The sequence below is a fragment of the Streptomyces sp. YGL11-2 genome, from assembly GCF_050054615.1.
Taxonomy (GTDB): Bacteria; Actinomycetota; Actinomycetes; order Streptomycetales; family Streptomycetaceae; genus Streptomyces.
Genome location: NZ_JBNHIN010000035.1, coordinates 64,210 through 81,529, shown reverse-complemented (window position 1 = coordinate 81,529; position 17,320 = coordinate 64,210). Strand labels below are relative to the sequence as shown.

Annotated in this window: 16 protein-coding genes; 7 read left to right on the top strand and 9 right to left on the bottom strand. The window is 70.3% G+C overall.

Annotated features, from left to right (window positions below; translation table 11 throughout):
* Window positions 1–85: 85 nt before the first annotated feature.
* A complete protein-coding gene (locus tag ACO1BR_RS30760; protein ID WP_426798372.1) occupies window positions 86–1,369 on the bottom strand; it encodes a geranylgeranyl reductase family protein in 1,284 nt (427 codons plus the stop codon).
* Between the two features lie 541 nt (window positions 1,370–1,910).
* On the opposite strand from ACO1BR_RS30760, the gene ACO1BR_RS30755 reads away from it, so the two are divergent.
* On the top strand, window positions 1,911–2,813 hold the full coding sequence (locus ACO1BR_RS30755) for a D-alanyl-D-alanine carboxypeptidase family protein (protein WP_426798363.1): 903 nt from the start codon (window positions 1,911–1,913) through the stop codon (window positions 2,811–2,813).
* Between the two features lie 331 nt (window positions 2,814–3,144).
* Here the strand turns inward: ACO1BR_RS30755 and ACO1BR_RS30750 are convergent, their stop codons facing one another.
* The 4 genes from ACO1BR_RS30750 to ACO1BR_RS30735 form a co-directional block, all read right to left on the bottom strand.
* A complete protein-coding gene (locus ACO1BR_RS30750) occupies window positions 3,145–3,843 on the bottom strand; it encodes a demethylmenaquinone methyltransferase (protein WP_426798362.1) in 699 nt (232 codons plus the stop codon).
* Window positions 3,844–4,678: 835 nt separating this feature from the next.
* On the bottom strand, window positions 4,679–5,269 hold the full coding sequence (locus ACO1BR_RS30745) for an imidazolonepropionase-like domain-containing protein (RefSeq protein ID WP_426798361.1): 591 nt from the start codon (window positions 5,267–5,269) through the stop codon (window positions 4,679–4,681).
* Window positions 5,270–5,680: 411 nt separating this feature from the next.
* The gene (gene mqnC / locus ACO1BR_RS30740) at window positions 5,681–6,880 is read right to left on the bottom strand and encodes a cyclic dehypoxanthinyl futalosine synthase (RefSeq protein WP_426798360.1); all 1,200 of its coding nucleotides are present in this window, start codon (window positions 6,878–6,880) and stop codon (window positions 5,681–5,683) included.
* 230 nt (window positions 6,881–7,110) lie between these two features.
* The gene (locus ACO1BR_RS30735; RefSeq protein WP_426798359.1) at window positions 7,111–9,183 is read right to left on the bottom strand and encodes a serine/threonine-protein kinase; all 2,073 of its coding nucleotides are present in this window, start codon (window positions 9,181–9,183) and stop codon (window positions 7,111–7,113) included.
* A 437-nt stretch (window positions 9,184–9,620) separates the two neighbouring features.
* Between ACO1BR_RS30735 and ACO1BR_RS30730 the strand changes: the two genes are divergently transcribed.
* Window positions 9,621–10,709 carry an alpha/beta hydrolase gene (locus ACO1BR_RS30730; RefSeq protein ID WP_426798358.1) on the top strand — a complete coding sequence of 363 codons (1,089 nt, stop codon included), beginning with the start codon at window positions 9,621–9,623 and terminating at the stop codon, window positions 10,707–10,709.
* Window positions 10,710–10,823: 114 nt separating this feature from the next.
* Here the strand turns inward: ACO1BR_RS30730 and ACO1BR_RS30725 are convergent, their stop codons facing one another.
* Window positions 10,824–11,738 carry a menaquinone biosynthetic enzyme MqnA/MqnD family protein gene (locus ACO1BR_RS30725; RefSeq protein ID WP_426798357.1) on the bottom strand — a complete coding sequence of 305 codons (915 nt, stop codon included), beginning with the start codon at window positions 11,736–11,738 and terminating at the stop codon, window positions 10,824–10,826.
* Between the two features lie 249 nt (window positions 11,739–11,987).
* Between ACO1BR_RS30725 and ACO1BR_RS30720 the strand changes: the two genes are divergently transcribed.
* The 3 genes from ACO1BR_RS30720 to ACO1BR_RS30710 all read left to right on the top strand — a co-directional run bounded on the left by ACO1BR_RS30720 (window position 11,988) and on the right by ACO1BR_RS30710 (window position 13,066).
* Window positions 11,988–12,191: a cold-shock protein gene (locus ACO1BR_RS30720; RefSeq protein ID WP_003984261.1), complete on the top strand. Its 204-nt coding sequence runs from the start codon at window positions 11,988–11,990 to the stop codon at window positions 12,189–12,191.
* Window positions 12,192–12,604: 413 nt separating this feature from the next.
* Window positions 12,605–12,742 (top strand): hypothetical protein, encoded by a 138-nt coding sequence (locus tag ACO1BR_RS30715; protein WP_158690127.1) that lies wholly within the window; start codon window positions 12,605–12,607, stop codon window positions 12,740–12,742.
* 12 nt (window positions 12,743–12,754) lie between these two features.
* The gene (locus ACO1BR_RS30710; protein ID WP_426798356.1) at window positions 12,755–13,066 is read left to right on the top strand and encodes a hypothetical protein; all 312 of its coding nucleotides are present in this window, start codon (window positions 12,755–12,757) and stop codon (window positions 13,064–13,066) included.
* A 5-nt stretch (window positions 13,067–13,071) separates the two neighbouring features.
* Here ACO1BR_RS30710 and ACO1BR_RS30705 read toward each other — a convergent pair whose 3' ends face one another.
* A complete protein-coding gene (locus ACO1BR_RS30705; RefSeq protein WP_426798355.1) occupies window positions 13,072–13,284 on the bottom strand; it encodes a DUF397 domain-containing protein in 213 nt (70 codons plus the stop codon).
* Window positions 13,265–14,119, bottom strand: a complete 855-nt coding sequence (locus tag ACO1BR_RS30700; protein WP_426798354.1) for a helix-turn-helix domain-containing protein — start codon at window positions 14,117–14,119, stop codon at window positions 13,265–13,267. The genes ACO1BR_RS30705 and ACO1BR_RS30700 overlap by 20 nt, the downstream gene beginning before the upstream one ends.
* Window positions 14,120–14,231: 112 nt before the next feature.
* Between ACO1BR_RS30700 and ACO1BR_RS30695 the strand changes: the two genes are divergently transcribed.
* Window positions 14,232–14,459 carry a hypothetical protein gene (locus ACO1BR_RS30695; protein ID WP_426798353.1) on the top strand — a complete coding sequence of 76 codons (228 nt, stop codon included), beginning with the start codon at window positions 14,232–14,234 and terminating at the stop codon, window positions 14,457–14,459.
* 56 nt (window positions 14,460–14,515) lie between these two features.
* Window positions 14,516–14,836: an ATP-binding protein gene (locus tag ACO1BR_RS30690; protein WP_426798371.1), complete on the top strand. Its 321-nt coding sequence runs from the start codon at window positions 14,516–14,518 to the stop codon at window positions 14,834–14,836.
* 93 nt (window positions 14,837–14,929) lie between these two features.
* Here ACO1BR_RS30690 and ACO1BR_RS30685 read toward each other — a convergent pair whose 3' ends face one another.
* Window positions 14,930–16,852 (bottom strand): AMP-dependent synthetase/ligase, encoded by a 1,923-nt coding sequence (locus ACO1BR_RS30685; RefSeq protein ID WP_426798352.1) that lies wholly within the window; start codon window positions 16,850–16,852, stop codon window positions 14,930–14,932.
* Window positions 16,853–17,320 lie beyond the last annotated feature (468 nt).

Here is a 17,320-nt window from a genome sequence, read left to right as displayed (position 1 = left end):
CTCGCGAGCCGCAGCCCGGTAAGTCACTGGGCGACGGACCGCCGCCCGGGAAGCCACTGAGCGGCCGGCCGCCGCCCGCGAGACGTCACGCCTTCGGCGCGACCTTGCTCAGCCCGTTGATGATCCGGTCCATCGCGTCGCCGCCCGTCGGGTCGGTGAGGTTGGCGAGCATCTTGAGCGTGAAGCGCATCAGCAGCGGATGGGTCAGACCGCGCTGGGTGGCGATCTGCATGACCTTCGGGTTGCCGATGAGCTTCACGAACGCGCGGCCGAGGGAGTAGTAGCCGCCGTAGGTGTCCTTGAGGACCTTCGGGTAGCGGTGCAGCGCCAGCTCGCGCTGGGCGTACGTGGCACGGGCCTGCGCCTGCACGATGACCTCGGCGGCGATGGCACCGGACTCCATCGCGTACGCGATGCCCTCCCCGTTGAACGGGTTGACCAGCCCGCCCGCGTCACCGACCAGCAGCAGGCCCTTGGTGTAGTGGGGCTGGCGGTTGAAGGCCATCGGGAGGGCCGCGCCGCGGATCGGCCCGGTCATGTTCTCCGGGGTGTAACCCCACTCGGCCGGCATCGAGGCGCACCACGCCTTGAGGACCTCCCGCCAGTCCAACTCCTTGAAGGAAACCGAGGTGTTCAGCACCCCCAGCCCCACATTGGAGGTGCCGTCGCCCATACCGAAGATCCAGCCGTACCCGGGCAGCAGCCGGTCCTGGGCGCCGCGGCGGTCCCACAGCTCCAGCCAGGACTCCAGGTAGTCGTCATCGTGCCGGGGCGAGGTGAAGTACGTACGGACCGCGACGCCCATCGGCCGGTCCTCGCGCCGGTGCAGCCCCATCGCCAGCGACAGCCGGGTGGAGTTGCCGTCGGCGGCGACCACGATCGGCGCGTGGAAGGTGACCGGGACCTTCTCCTCGCCGAGCTTGGCGTGCACACCGGTGATGTGACCGGTCAGCTCGTCGACGATGGGCGCGCCCACGTTGCAGCGCTCGTAGAGCCGCGCACCGGCCTTCTGCGCCTGGCGGGCCAACTGCTCGTCGAAGTCGTCGCGCTTGCGGACCAGCCCGTAGTCCGGGAAGGAGGCGAGGTCCGGCCAGTCCAGCTGGAGCCGCGAGCCGCCGCCGATGATGCGCAGGCCCTTGTTACGCAGCCAGCCGGCCTCTTCGGAGATGTCGATGCCCATCGCGACCAGCTGCTTGGTGGCGCGCGGGGTGAGCCCGTCGCCGCAGACCTTCTCGCGCGGGAACGCGGTCTTCTCCAGCAGGAGGACGTCCAGACCCGACTTGGCGAGGTGGTAGGCGGTGGCCGAGCCGGCCGGGCCGGCACCGACGACGATCACATCCGCGCGGTGCTCCGATCGCGGCGTTGTCACGGACGCGGTGACGGTCTCGGTCTCGGACGCGCACCCGGACGCGGACTCGGACTCGGTCACGGACGCGGACTCAGACTCGGACGCGGACTCGGTCACGGCATTGTCTCCCGGAAGTCGATATCTGGATATCTGGGTGCCGACCGGCACTGGGCACATGCAGTCTATGGGGGCCTTGGTGATCGGAAACTGAAGGGTTGTCCCCTGAAGCCCGAGCCCGGCCGGACCGGTGACCGACCCGGCCAGTGCAGCCGCCGAACGGGCAGGGGCAGAACAGGCGGTCGCCGAGCGAGAAGGAGTCGCCGGGGCAGTCGCCGAACGAGCAGAGGCCGAACGAACAAGGGCCGAACGAACAAAGGCCGTAACCCGGCGAACACAGCCAACACAGCCGACACAGCCGACATGACCAACACGGCGACAAGGCAGCGACAAGGCAGCGAAAAATACCGCCCGACGGCGTGCATCCATTGCTCTGCCCCGCACGTCTCATCAGTGAGCGGCATTCTCAAGTGACCGCACTGCAGGGGTATTTGGAGCATTCACTTTGAAAATCGGCATCAAAGGCATTAAGGGCATTCGTCGCGCTTCCGCGGTCGTCGTCACCGCCGGAGCCGTCCTGACCGCCGGGGCGTTCACCTCCCAGGCACAGGCCGCCGCCCTCCCGACGCCCACGATCAACGCCCCCGGCGGGTTCGTGATGAACAACGGCACCGGGGCGACCCTCTTCAGCAAGACTGCGGACACCCGGCGCGCCACGGGGTCCACCACCAAGATCATGACGGCCCGGGTGGTGCTCGCGCAGAAGAACCTCGACCTGGATTCGAAGGTCACGATCCAGAAGGCGTACAGCGACTACATCGTCAACAACAACTGGGCCTCGTCGGCGCATCTGATCGTCGGCGACAAGGTGACGGTCCGTCAGCTCCTCTACGGGCTGATGCTCCCGTCCGGCTGCGACGCCGCGTACGCGCTGGCCGACAAGTTCGGCAGCGGCTCGACCCGGGAGGCCCGGGTGACGTCGTTCATCGGCCAGATGAACGCCACCGCCAAGAGCCTGGGGTTGAAGAACACCCACTTCGACTCGTTCGACGGCATAGGGCGTGGCAAGAACTACTCGACGCCACGCGATCTGACCAAGATCGCCAGCAGCGCGATGAAGTTCTCCACGTTCCGCACCGTCGTGGGCACCAAGTCGACGAAGCAGAAGGTCACGACGCAGAGCGGCGGCTACCGCTACATGTCGTGGACCAACACGAACAACCTGCTCAGCAGCTACAAGGGCACCATCGGCGTCAAGACCGGCTCGGGCCCGGAGGCCAAGTACTGCCTGGTGTTCGCCGCCACCCGCGGCGGCAAGACGGTCATCGGCACGGTCCTCGCCTCGTCCTCGATCGACACCCGCACCGCGGACGCGAAGAAGCTGATGGACTACGCGTTCAAGAAGTAGCCCTGAGGCTCCCGGGAGCCCCGGGGGAACCCGGCTCCCGGGAGTCGCGACACACGGGGCTCCGGGGGGACTCCCGGTAGCCCGGACAACTCAAAACCGGGGCCCGCTCGTCACGTACCTCCGGTACGCACACGAGCGGGCCCCAGCACGGTGGCGCGTCGACACACCGACACACCGGCCCGTTGACGACACCGACACACCAACGCATCGACACACTGACGCATCGACGCATCGGAACGTTTCAGAACATTGACGACGTATCGACACTTGCCGGAACAATCGGTACGTTGGCTGACGGCACGATCCGTACGTTGACGCGCCGGCCGGCGGATCAGCCAGCGGGCTTCGTCCCCCGATGGAGCGCCACGACGCCACCGGTCAGATTGCGCCAGGCGACCTTGGTCCAGCCCACCGCCTGGAGCCGCGCGGCCAGTTCGGGCTGGTTGGGCCAGGTGCGGATGGACTCCGCGAGATAGACATAGGCGTCCGGGTTGCTGCTGACCGCCCGGGCCACCGGCGGCAGCGCCCGCATCAGGTACTCGGTGTACACGGTCCGGAACGGCGCCCACGTCGGCTCGCTGAACTCGCAGATCACCACCCGCCCACCGGGTTTGGTCACGCGGTACAACTCGGCCAGCGCCGCGTCGGTGTCCTGGATGTTGCGCAGCCCGAAGGAGATCGTGACGGCGTCGAACACGTCGTCCGCAAACGGCAGCCGCGTCCCGTCCCCCGCGGCGAACGGCAGCCACGGGTGCCGCTTCTTGCCCTCGGCCAGCATCCCGACGGAGAAGTCGCACGGCACGACGTACGCACCGCGGGCCGCGAACGGCAGCGAGGAGGTGCCGGTACCGGCTGCGAGGTCGAGCACCCGCTCGGCCGGGCGAGCGGCCACCGCGCGGTCCACCTCCTTGCGCCACAGCCGCGCCTGCCCCAGGGAGAGCACGTCGTTGGTGAGGTCGTACCGTGCCGCCACGTCGTCGAACATCGCGGCGACTTCGTGCGGCTGCTTGTCCAGGGATGCTCGGGTCACCCGGCCATTGTCCACCGTGCGACGACCGCCCCCCGCACCGGGCGGCACACAGCACCCGGACCCCACCGCGCTCGCGATCCCGCCGTCGTACCGGAACCGACCCGCGCCCGCATCCCATCCTCGCACCGGACCTCGTACCGGCCCCACCCGCGCCCACGCCCACGCGATCCCACCCGCAGACCGGATCGCCCCCCGCACCGGGTGGCAGCCACGACCTGCGGGCGGCGGATGGTCGGCCGGAGGGCCGTCGGCCGGTGGACAGTCGGCCGGCGAGCAGTCGACCGGAGGCCAGACGGTGGTCGGCCAGAGGCCAGTCGAGCGGCGACCAGCGACCAGCGACCAGCGACCAGCGGACGTTCGGCCAGAGGTCAGAGCGCGGCCGTCCGGCGATCGGTCAGTCGGGTACGGCCGAACCGCGCGCACACTGCTGGCCTGGGACTGGTCGGGGACGGCCGTATGCCCCCCTCAGAACATCCGGGCGGTCCAGCGGTGCGTAGCGCATCGTGAGCGGCCGGTCCGGCCGTCCCCGCGCTTACGATCTTGCAGGGCTGAATCCCTCGCTCCGCTTCCCTTGATGCCGCCCTGACGGGCGACAAGTCGGCGCTAATGGATCCCTAACGCCCAAATGTCTGATCGCAGCTCCGCACCCTTGGCGCCTACCCCTGCACCCTTGGCGCCCACCTCCGCATTCTTGACACCCACTCGGCGCCACGGGCCGCGCTCGCCGCCTCCCTATATTCCGGCAACGATTACTTAGAGTGACTAGTTCCTTGCATTATTACACTCTGTGATGTCGGTGCGTGGTGGTTTTGTGATGTGGCTCCGTGACGCGGGGTCAGCGGCGGCGGTGGACGAGGCGGCCGGCGATGACCGTGGCGAGGCAGGTGCCGTCCGGGGCGAAGATCGCGAAGTTGGCCGGGCCCCCGGCGGTCAGGGGGCGCGGGCGGGGGCCGGGCAGTTCTTCGATGCCGGATCGCCGGACGGCCGTGCGTACCGCGGGCCGGGCGAACGGGCCGGTCAACGAGGTCGTTCCGGTCGCCAGCAGGCGTTGCAGGCCGCGGCGGGCGCTGGCGCCCCAGCGGGTCTCCGGCATGTCGAGTGCGGCCAGGGCGGCCCCGGACAGCGGCTCGCTGCCGAGTTCGGCGGCCTCGCGCGGGTCGGGGTAGTAGGCCGCCTCCAGGAGCGCGGCGCCGTCCGGTTCGTGGCGGCCCGGGGTGAGCACGCCGTCCCACTCCCGAACCCGCGCCCTCCCCCAAGCTCCCGGCTTCGCTTGAGCAGGGGGGACCCCCATGCCGTAGGCCGCCAGCAGTTCCTCGTACGGGCCGATGGCGGCCAGCCGGGCGCCGTCGACGACGACCGCGTACCCGGAGGCCGGTTCGCCGCCCTCGGCGAGCCGGACGGCGCGCACCCGGTGGAGCGTCAACACCCGTGGTCCAGCGGTCGGTTCGGGAGAAGCGTGGGGAAGCGGGGGTGCGTGTGGAGGTGGTGGAGCGCGTGGAGGTGGTTGAGCGCGTGGAAGCAGTGGAGCGCGTGGTGGCGGGGGTGCGTGTGGCGGCGGGGGTGCGTAAAGAAACGGGGGAGCGTGTGGCGGCGGATCGGCGCCGCACGGTGCGCGCCCGTTGGCCGGCCCCCGCGCCGGCGGCAAGGCCGGCGTCGCGTCGGCTCGGGGTCGGTCACGGTCGGCTCGCCTCTGCTGCGTGGCCCAGTTGGTTACGGGTTCAGTTGGTTGCTGGGACCGGTTGGTTACGGGGACCGGTTGGTTACGGGGACCGGTTGGTTACGGGGTTCAGCCGGCTACTGGGCCCAGTTGGTTGCGGGGCTCAGTTGGTTGCGGGGCTCAGTTGGTCTCGATCAGCTTCAGTTCAGGGTGGGCGGTGCCGCCCTCGATGGCCGTGGACGAGAGGTGCGAGACGACGCGGTCGTCCACCGGGTCGTTGGCCGGGTCGTCGTGGACGACCAGGTGCTCGTACGTCGTCGCGCGCTGTGCCGGGACCCGGTCCGCCTTGCGGATCAGGTCGATGATCTCCAGGCGGTTGGAACGGTGCTTGGCGCCGGCCGAGGAGACGACGTTCTCCTCCAGCATGATCGAGCCGAGGTCGTCCGCGCCGTAGTGCAGCGACAGCTGGCCGATCTCCTTGCCGGTGGTCAGCCACGAGCCCTGGATGTGCGCGACGTTGTCGAAGAAGATCCGGGCGATGGCGATCATGCGCAGGTACTCGAAGAGGGTGGCCTGCGTCTGGCCCTTCAGGTGGTTGTTCTCCGGCTGGTAGGTGTACGGGATGAAGGCGCGGAAGCCGCCCGTACGGTCCTGGACGTCGCGGATCATCCGCAGGTGCTCGATGCGCTCGGCGTTGGTCTCGCCGGTGCCCATCAGCATGGTGGAGGTGGACTCGACGCCCAGCTTGTGCGCCGTCTCCATGATCTCCAGCCAGCGCTCGCCGGACTCCTTGAGCGGCGCGATGGCCTTGCGGGGGCGGGCGGGGAGGAGTTCGGCGCCGGCGCCGGCGAAGGAGTCGAGGCCCGCGGCGTGGATCCGGGAGATGGCCTCCTCGACGGAGACCTTGGAGATCCGCGCCATGTGCTCGACCTCGGAGGCACCGAGGGAGTGGATGACCAGCTGCGGGAACGCCTTCTTGATGGCCGAGAAGTGCTCTTCGTAGTACTCGACGCCGTAGTCCGGGTGGTGGCCGCCCTGGAACATGATCTGGGTGCCGCCCAGTTCGACGGTCTCCGCGCAGCGGCGCAGGATGTCGTCGAGGTCGCGGGTCCAGCCCTTGGCGGTGTCCTTGGGGGCGGCGTAGAACGCGCAGAACTTGCAGGCCGTCACGCAGACGTTGGTGTAGTTGATGTTGCGCTCGATGATGTACGTCGCGATGTGCTCGGTGCCGGCGTAGCGGCGGCGGCGTACGGCGTCGGCGGCCTGGCCCAGCGCGTGCAGCGGCGCGGAGCGGTAGAGGTCGAGCGCCTCCTCCGGCGTGATACGGCCGCCCTGTGCGGCGCGGTCGAGTACGGACTGGAGGTCGGCGTTCTCGGTCACCGGGGCGTCCCTTTCGGAGGCGGACAGACAGCGGACAGGCAGTGGGCACGGTGAGCGCGGTGAGTGGGGCGCTCCGTACTCAAGGACTGAACCAGCGTACGCCAGGGGGCCGACAGCCTCGGGGGCGGCCGGGAGCCCCCTTCCGGCCGCCCCGCGCCACGGCCTCCGATGCCCCGCGCCACGGCCTCGGACACCCGCGCCACAGCCCCGGCCGCCCACGCGCCACCGCCTCAGCCGCTCTTCTCCAAGGTCGCCTTCGGGGTGCCGCCCCGCTTGTCGTCGGAGGTGAAGGTGAGCGCGCCGTCCTTGCCGAGGGTGTACGTCACCGTGGACGTGTTGCCCGTGCAGCCCGGCCCTTGTGTGCCGTCCGAGCTCTCCTGGAGCACCAGTCTGGTGTCGGTGGCCGAGAGCAGCTTCGCCTTCGCCCGGCAGCGCACCAGCAGCGCGTCATAGGTCGTACGGACCACGAACTCCCCTTGGTGGCCGGCCTTGATGACGCTGGTCATGGATCCGTTGGGGATGCCGTTGGCCATCGTGATGCCGCCGCTCCAGGTGCCGAGGAAGGGGTGCGGGACGTCACCGACCGCTTCGCCGGTTCCTTGGGCCGGCTCGGAGGGATGTGCCGACGCGGTGTGCCCGGGGGGCGGCTGGGTGGCGGTGGCGCCGTTGCCGCCGCCGTTCCTCAGCAGGGTGAAGACGAACCCGGCGGTCGTCGCGGCGGCCAGTGCGCCGGCCACCGACAGCACCAGCGTGCAGCTCACCCGCCGCGGCCGGTCCCTGCCGCCGACGGCACCGGCGAGCGCGATCCGCCGCTCCTTGGGGGCGGACGGCGCCGACGGGAACGGGGACGACGACGGGGGCCCGGTCGGCAGATCGGCGACGGCGGCGGCATCGGGCGCACCCGCGACGACGGCGGCATCGGAGGCGCTCGCTACGGCGGCAGCGCCGGAGGGATCCGCGCGGTCGGCAGCCACGGCGCTGTCAGCGGCACCGGAGGCGTGCGGAGTCGCCGGCGGCGCGCCGGCGGACGGCCAGGCGGACGACCAGGCGGTCTCCGGCGGTGCCGCGGACGGAGACATGGACGAAGACGCGGAGGGAGGCGTGGGGGGAGGCGTGGGCGTGGGCGGTACGGAGGGTGGGGCGGCCGGGGCCGGGGCTGGGGGCGGCGTGCCGGGGCCGCCGGGCCGGTCCGCGGGGGCCTCGGCCTCGACCTGTGCCGGCGCGTCGAAGGGGATCAGCCCGGACACCGCCCCGTACGACGGGTCCGGCGGCCCGAACGTCCCGCTGGGCACCCCTGCCGTCCCCGCCGTCCTCGGAGCCCCCGCTCCCTCTTCCCGGTCCTCCCGGTGTTCCCGAACCTCTCCCTGCTCCCGTTGCTCCCCCTGCTCCCGCTGCTCCACCTCAAGGTTCAGCAGTTCCACGGCCTGCCGGCTGACCTGCTCGACGACGGGTGCGGGCAGCCAGCCGTCGCGCACCAGCCCGGCCGCGCCGCCGATCCTGTCCCCCGCGAGCCGGGCCGCGACCCCCTCGGGGGCGGGCCGCCGCGCCGGGTCCTTGGCGAGGCAGCCGGCCACCAATTCCCTTAGTTCGCCGTAGAGTTGGGGTCCCAGTTCCGGTTCCTCGTGGACCACCTTGTAGAGCAGGGCGGCGGACGAGTCCCCGGGGAACGGGGGGACGCCGGTGGCCGCGAAGGCCAGTACCGCCCCGAGTGAGAAGACGTCGGCGGCGCCCGTCGCGCCCTTGCCCAGGATCTGCTCGGGCGCCATGTAGCCCGGTGACCCGACCGACACCCCGGTGGCCGTCAGGGAGGCGGTGCCGTCCGTCGCGCGGGCGATGCCGAAGTCGATCAACAGCGGCCCGTCCAGGGTCAGCAGGACGTTGGAGGGTTTGACGTCGCGGTGGACGAGCCCGAGGGCGTGCACCGCGGTCAGCGCCTCGGCCAGTCCGGCACCCAGGGCGCGTACGGAGTGCTCGGCCAGCGGCCCGAACGCGCCGACCGCCTGTGCCAGTGAGGGGCCCGCCGCGTAGCCGGTGGCGATCCACGGAACGGAGGCGTCCGGATCGGCGTCCAGTACGGGCGCGGTCCAGGCGGCGCCCACCCGCCGCGCCGACTCGATCTCCCGCCGGAAGCGCGCCCGGAACTGCTCGTCGGCGGCGAACTGCGCGTGCACGACCTTGACCGCGACGGTCCGGCCGCCCACGCTGCGCCCCAGGTAGACCCGCCCCATGCCGCCCGCGCCGAGCCGGCCGAGCAGCCGGTATCCGCCCAGGACCCGTGGGTCGTCCCCTGCCAGCGGCTCCATCGCGCCTCCCCCTCATGACGGCGCCCCCAGCTTATGGCCCGCGCCCTGCCCCGGACCGGAAACGCCGATGACGCACGCGAGCTCTGATCACCGAAGCCAGCACTGATCACCCACGCGAGCACTGATCACAGACGCCAGCACCGACCACCAACGCCAACACTGATCACCAACGCCAACGCCGATCACCAACTCCGCTGGCGCTCACCAACGCGAGCGATGCTCACCGACGCCAGCGGTGCTCACCGACGTCAACGCCGTACACGCCGATCACCCGCGTACACGCTTATGACCCACGTCATGCCCCGTTGCGGAAACCTTCGCCCCGTTTTCCGCATCAAACAGGACACAAGTCGGCCCTCCCGCCCGACCTTTCCGCCCCCAGCGGTCCTGCCCTGCGACAGCGCCCCACGCCGCCGCGCGACCCTCCGGAGAACGCCGTGCACCACCGCCCGCGCCCGAAGTTCCGCCGCCGGGGTCGCCGTACGTCCGAGAGCCCCCGGCCCAAGTGGCGGCTCTCCCTGCTCACCGCGTTCATCGCCATCCTGGGGCTCGGCGCGTACCCGACGGTCAAGTACATGGACGTCCTCAACGACACCGGCGAGCCGATGTCGTTCAGCCAGACCATCCCCGACGGGGTGCCCGGCCCGCCGCAGCCGGCCGCCGCCGACCCCTCCGTACGGATGCCGACCGGCCCGCGCGCGCAGTTCCGTACGGCAAGCACGCTCAGCGACGGCACGAAGATCGGCGTGACGACCCTGCGCGGGAAGAAGTCCGGCTTCACCGGCGACGTGTGGGTCTGGGCCCCGAAGGAGTACTACGAGGACCGCTACCGCAGCAGCGCGTTCCCCGTCCTGCTCGCCCTGCCGGGCAGTTACGGCTACCCGACCAACTACTGGATGGGCCCCGACCTCAAGCTCCAGCGCACCATCAGCGACCTGGTGGCCCAGGGCCGCAGCAAGCCGTTCATCGTCGCCATGCCGGTCCTCAACCCCGGCAAGCGCTACTACGACGGCAGCGACATCCCGGGGCAGCCGAAGATGGGCACCTGGATTTCCGACGATGTCCCCGACCTGGTCAAGGCCAACTTCCGGACCTTCACCTCGCGCGACGGCTGGGCGATCATGGGCTCCTCGTCGGGCGGTTTCGTCGGCCTCAAGCAGGTCCTCCAGCACCCCGACCGCTTCAAGGCGGTGATCGCCAGCGGCCCGGACACCCGCCCCGACTCCCCTCTCTGGCGCGGCCACGAGAAGGAGAAGCGGGCCAACGACCCAGAGCACCTGGCCCGGCGGCTCGCCGCCCGCCCCGGCGCCCCGGACGTCTACCTCCAGTTCCAGATCGGCACGCGGGAGGGCGGCCGGGCCAATCTGGAGCGCTTCATCCGGCAGTACGCCAAGGGGCCCGTGAAGGCGCACCTGCACGTCATCGAGGACGGCGGGCACAACGCCAAGAGCTACATCAAGGGCATGCGGGACGCGAGCCTGGAAGCCATCAGCAAGGTCCTCCGCGGCCCGACACCCTCCCCCTGAGGCCGGTGCCGCCGCGCCGGCGGTGCGGTGCGGCCGGCATACGCGGGACGCCGCCGGCCGCGGGCATCACGCCCAGCGGGCGCCACACCCGGCGGGCGCCACACCCGGCGGGCCTCACGCCCGGCGTGCCCCGGCCAGCAGCTCCACCGACACATCGGCCGGGAAGCCGGTCGTCGGGCCGACCCGGCGCGCGAACTCGGTGACACCGCGCAGCTGATCCGCTCCGAACCGGAAGTCGAGCGTGGTGAAGTACCGCTCCAGCACCGCCTCGTCGAAGTGCTCCCAGCGGGCGGCCTGCTCGGCGACCTTGCCGACCTCCTCCAGCGACAGGTCCCGCGAGGCCAGGAACGCCTCGTGCACCTTCTCGACCACCTCCGGCTCGCGCTCCAGGTAGTCCCGCCGGGCCGCCCATACGGCGAAGACGAACGGCAGCCCCGTCCAGTCCTTCCACATCTGGCCCAGGTCGTGCACGTCCAGCCCGAGCTTGGGCCCGTCGTGCAGGTTGGCGCGCAGCGCGGCGTCGCCGATCAGCACCGCGGCGTCCGCCTCCTGCATCATCAGCCCGAGGTCCGGCGGGCAGCGGTAGTACTCGGGCCGCACCCCGATCTTCTCGGCGAGCAGCAGCTGCGCGAGCCGTACGGAGGTCCGCGAGGTCGACCCGAGGGCGACCCGGGCGCCGTCCAGCTGCTCCAGCGGCTTCTGCGAGACGATCACGCAGGACATCACCGGCCCGTCGCAGCCGACCGCGAGGTCGGGGAAGGCGACGAGATCATCGGCGGCCCGCAGGAATTCGACGAGCGTGATCGGCGCGATGTCGAGTTCCCCGCGCACCAGCTGTTCGCTGAGCTTCTCCGGGGTGTCCTTTGTCAGGTCCAGGTCGAGCAGAGTGCCCGTACGCGCCAGGCCCCAGTAAAGGGGCAGGCAGTTCAGGAACTGGATGTGGCCCACTCGCGGCCGGCTGCGACGGTGGCCGGCGTCGGCTCCTGCGGGTGCGTCTGCGGGTGCGTCTCCGAAGGTTGAATTGTCCACATGCGGAGGCTAGACCCGCCCCTCTCGCCGCGGCACGGCGGGTCCAGGTATGACCTTTGACGCTCTCGGCTAAACGTGATCTTTGGCTCTTCCGCCTCAGGAGCGCATCATGCTACGCTCAGCGCAAGTTGCAGTTTGGTTTCCCTTGCAGTACAGAGCCTGCGGAGCATGTGACCCGCAGGCTTTTGTAGTTTTCAGACTTGTTTGCAGGTTCTGGAGCAGGGCAACCCTTTGGCCCAAGGAGGGCTTATGGCTACCGGAACCGTCAAGTGGTTCAACGCTGAAAAGGGCTTCGGCTTCATCGCCCAGGACGGCGGCGGCCCGGATGTCTTCGTCCACTACTCGGCGATCAACGCCTCTGGCTTCCGCTCCCTGGAGGAGAACCAGCAGGTTAACTTCGACGTCACGCAGGGTCCGAAGGGCCCGCAGGCGGAGAACGTTACGCCGGTCTGAGTTGCCCGGTCCGACCTTTAACTGTTAGGTCGACTAGTAGTACCCAAGGAGCCCCGCTCCTCCTTTCGGGAGGAGACCGGGGCTCCTGCCTTTTGCCCGCCCGCCCCTTTGCGGACGCGGCTTGAATGGCAGCTACATGAACTTTTCCCGTCGGTCGCATTGCGCCGCGAGAAACGCGGGAACAGCCCCTCTCCGGACCACCCGTCCGGAGAAAGCCAATCCTTGTCGTGGAATTAACGCCCCGGAACGATCGCTCAGGGGCGGAGCGGAGCCGGCCGTTCCGCCATGAACGGTTCACGACGAGTGCCGACAAGCCCCGGTTCGCGGCACCCCCGGAGCCCGCTCGCGGAGGAGTTCCGCCCGATCACGGAAAGTGGTCGCACGGCCACATGACACGGCCTACCGTGGGCAGAATGAGCGAGAACATGCCTCCGCAGAAGCCCTGCCCCGACTGCGGCGGCGCGGGCACCGTGGAGTGGGAGACCCCCGGCGGCCACAAGGTCACCACACAGTGCTCCGGCTGCGCCGGCACCGGAACCGTCCTGGCATAGAGGAGGCAGACCATGGCGGCCTTCAGCAGAAACGGCAAGCCGGTCGGCCTGGACGCCCAGTACGTCGGCAAACTGCCCTGCGCCGTCTGCGGGTTACGTCCGATGAAGCTGCCCGGCCGCGACGGCGGTGTCTGCATCCCCTGCTACGCGGAGGAGCGCACGGCCGCCGGGCGCCGGGCCGCGTCGGCCGGCTCCTGGGTCGCCGCGAGCTTCGTCGGCGACCCGTGCCTGGCGTGCGGCTCGCGCTCCGTCGACGCGAACGGGTGGGCGTTCTGGTGCAACTCGTGCCAGATGCAGACGGCCGTTGCCTTGCCGCCGCGTTAGGGGCGTCAGTCCCCGGAGCCCGCGGCGAGGGCGGTAACGAAGGCTCCCCAGGCGGCAGTTGAGAAGGTGAGGGCGGGGCCCTGGGGGTCCTTGCTGTCGCGGACAGGGGCGACGCCTGGGGTGCCGTCGGCCACCTCGACGCAGTCCCCGCCGGAGCCGTTGCTGTAACTACTCTTGCGCCAGCGCGCAGCACTCAAGTCAACCTGGTTGCTTGCCATTTCGATAGTCCTCTGCCGCTGCCTGGAGGATGCCCAGGGACGCCTCAGGCGGCTGTGCGGCGGCCCTGAGCAGATCGTACGACTTGCGGTACGCCGCAACGAGAGCCGGATCGTCGATGGTGTCGCCAGTGTGCAACGACTCCGTATAGAACAGCGGAGGAGCGTCGACGAAGGTCATGATCTTGGCCGTACCGACCATGAACGGATGCGGTCCGCAGTTCCACGGAAGGATCTGGACAATGATGCGTCGCCGCCGCACCAGCGCCGCGATGTGATCCAGTTGCTCGGCCATCCCCTCCGGCGGGAGGACGGGGTGGCGTAGCAACGACTCATGCAGGATCGCCCAGCACATCGGGCTCTTGTGGTCATCCTCGAACAGTCGCGCCCGCTCGATTCGGCCGTTGACCCTCTCGTCGACTTCTTCGTCAGGCGCTAGCGGGAACATCGCCAACACCATCATTCGCGCGTACGCAGGCGTCTGGAGCAGGCCGGGCACGACGGTGGGGGACCACTCTTCGATCGTCGTTGCGTGCTGCTCAGCGTCCAGGATCCGCCCGAAATAGTCCGCATGCCCCGCCCGCCGCGCCCTGCGCACATCCGCGCAGCGGCGCTCGAAGTAGCCGTCGGTCTTCAGGAGGCGGTCCACGTGGCAGGCGAGTTCGACCGGCATGCGGCGCTTGCCGTGTTCGATCTCGCTGAGGTACGTCTCACCGAAGTAGCTGCCCTCGACGGTTTCCTTGAGGGTCAACCCTGCCGCCTCCCGCTTCCAGCGCAGCTCAGCGCCATAGAAAGCGGGGACGCTCACCGATCCATCAACATCCCTGCGTGCAGGCATAGTTCACCTATCCACCATTTGCTCAGCGAGGTCGAATTCCCTTCCACGCTACGCCGCGTTGACGTCAGTCTGTGAGCAGTTCGTCACCATGCGCACAGAAGGGTCCACGCCCATGCCACACCCCACCCCCGCCCCCAACCCCTCCCCCGATGACGTGCACAAGTGTGCGGAAGGGCTCCGTGCCGCGCTCAAGGACAACGGGATCACGCTGCCGTCCCTCGGGGTCGAGTTGCCGTCGTTCGCGGGGAGTTATCCGCCGCCGCTGGTCGCGCTGGGCAACTGCAACACGACCACGGCGCGGCGGCTGGCCGAGGTGCTGCGCAAGGCGGCGGCGCGGTGACACCGCCCTGCAAGCCGCTCACCGTGGAGTTGCTTGCCGTGCCGAAGGAAGTCCCCATGCTGCGGCGCGCCCTGCGTGCGCATCTCGGCAGCTTGTGTCCCGAAGTCGAGCTGTGTGTCAGCGAGTTGCTCGGTAACGTCATTCGCCACGTCGGCGAGGGCTCCCCCGTGACCGTTCGCGTCGCCGCCCGCGCCGATGGACGTACGCGGATCGAGGTGACCGACCCCGACCCCCGGGCCGTGCCGGTGCTGCTGCGGGCGGCGCTCGACGACGAGAGCGGGCGGGGGATGGCGCTGCTGGATGCCGTGACGCTGCGGTGGGGCGTGCGGCAGGGGGAGGCGGGCAAGACGGTGTGGTGCGAGGTCGCCGATCCCTAGCGCGGGTACGGCAAAACCCCGTGCCACCTCCCCCACAGAGGTGACACGGGGTTCTAGTTTGACCTGCGGAGAGTCACAGCTCCATACCGGGGGTTACTGGCTTTCGTAAAGCTGGTCTATCTCTTTTGCGAAGTCGCGGGCGACCAGGGCGCGGCGGAGTTTGAGGGAGGGGGTCAGATGCCCGGTTTGCTCGCTGAAGTCCGCCGGGAGGACGGCGAAGCGGCGGATGGACTCCGCGCGGGAGACGAGTTTGTTGGCGTCGTCGACGGCGTGCTGGATGTCGGCGAGGAGGCGTTCGTCCCGGACGAGTTCGGTGAGCGGGGTGTCGCGTTTCCTGGTCATCTGGCGCCAGTGGGAGAGGCCGTCGGGCTCCAGGGTGATCAGCGCGGTGACGTACGGGCGGTTGTCGCCGACGACCATGCACTGGCCTACGAGGGGGTGGGAGCGGAGGCGGTCCTCCAGGGGCGCGGGGGCGACGTTCTTGCCGCCGCTGGTCACGATGATCTCCTTCTTGCGGCCGGTGATGGCGAGGTAGCCGTCGGCGTCGAGGGCGCCGATGTCGCCGGTGGGGAGCCAGCCGTCCTGGTCGGTCGCCGGGCGGGCGGCGCCCTGCTCGGCCTCCCAGTAGCCGGAGAAGACGTGGCCGCCGCGGAGCAGGATCTCGCCGTCGTCGGCGATGCGGACGGCACTGCCGGGGAGCGGCCAGCCGACCGTGCCGATGCGGGGGCGGAGGGGTGGGGTGACGGTGGCCGCGGCGGTGGTCTCCGTCAGGCCGTAGCCCTCGAAGATCTCGATGCCGGCGCCGGAGTAGAAGGCGGCGAGGCGGTGGCCCAGGGGGGAGCCGCCGCAGATCGCGTAGCGGACCCGGCCGCCGAGGGCGGACCGGATGCGGCGGTAGACCAGGGGGTCGTAGAGCTTGCGGGCGGCCCTGAGGGCGACGCCGGGGCCGGGGCCGGTGCCGTGTTCCCGGGCCTCGACCGCCTCGCCGTAGGCGCGGGCTATCCGGGCGGCGCGGTCGAACGAGGCGGCGCGGCCCATTTTCTCCGCGGTGGCGCGGCCGGTGTTGAAGACCTTCTCCAGGACGTAGGGGATGGCGAGGAGGAAGGTGGGCCGGAAGCCGGCGAGGTCGGCCAGCAGTTCGTCGGTCTGGATGCTGGGGGCGTGGCCGAGGCGGACCCGGGCGCGCAGGCAGCCGACGGCGACCATCCGGCCGAAGACGTGTGAGAGGGGCAGGAAGAGGAGGGTGGCGGCGGGCTCGTCGCTGACGGACCGGAAGACGGGGTGCAGCAGCTCGACGGCGTTGTCGACCTCGGCGAAGAAGTTGGCGTGGGTCAGGGCGCAGCCCTTGGGGCGGCCGGTGGTGCCGGAGGTGTAGATGAGGGTGGCGAGGGCGGGCGGGGTGAGGGCGGCGCGGCGCGCGTCGACGGCCTCGTCGGGGAGGTCGCGGCCCGCGTCGACGAGCTGGGCGACGGCGCCGGTGTTGAACTGCCAGAGGTTGCCGAGCGCGGGGAGGTGGGTGCGGACGGCGCTGATCAGGCGGGCCTCGTCGACGGTCTCGACGACGCAGGCGCGGGCGGCGGAGTCCTGGAGGATCCACTGCGCCTGGTAGGCGGAGGAGGTCGGGTAGATGGGGACGGTGACCAGGCCGGCGGCCCAGGCGGCGAAGTCGAGGAGGGTCCATTCGTAGGTGGTCCGCGCCATGATCGCCAGGCGGTCGCCGGGTTCCAGGCCGTGGGCGATGAGCCCTTTGGCCACGGCGCGCACTTCGGCGGCGAACTCGGCGGCGGTGATGTCGCGCCAGGTGCCGCTGGGCTGCCGGCGGGAGAGGACGGTCTCGTGCGGCGCCTCGGCGGCGTTGGTGAAGGGGATGTCGCCGAGCGAGCCGGTGCGAACGGGCGGGGCGAGCGGCGGGACGGAGACCTCGCGGACGACTCCCTCGACCAACACCCGGTGGGGCTCGACGAGTTGGGGGACGGCAGGGGCAGGTGCGGGGGGTGCACTGTCCTGGTTGAACACGAGCGGCTCCTCGTTTCTCCGGTGACGTGCGGGGGGTGGCGGGGACGCGGGGCGGGACGGACGGAGTGCCGGGCGGCAGTGGCAAATGGCGGTATCCGATTTGCGGCGGGCGGTGGTGCCGGTTCGGCCGGGAGCGCCGCGGGGCCGGGGTCCACGGGACCGGTCCCGCCGCGCCGGCCGCGTCACACCGGCGCCACCGGACCGTGAATTCCGCAGGATTCCAGCCCTCGGCCCCCTCCGACCCCCCAATGACCCGTCAGTAACCTTACTTCCGGGTAAATTTACGCCGGAGCTCCGGTGCGGCCAAGAGCCGTACACGACATCCGCACACCGCGCGCCTCGTCCTTTCGACCGGGTGAACCTTGTCCAATGTTCCGATGTGTCCGTATTGATCCGGAAATAGCTTGGAGTGCGTCGGTTTGCCGACACCACTTCACGCGCATCGCACATCGAGAAGGGTTACGAGCT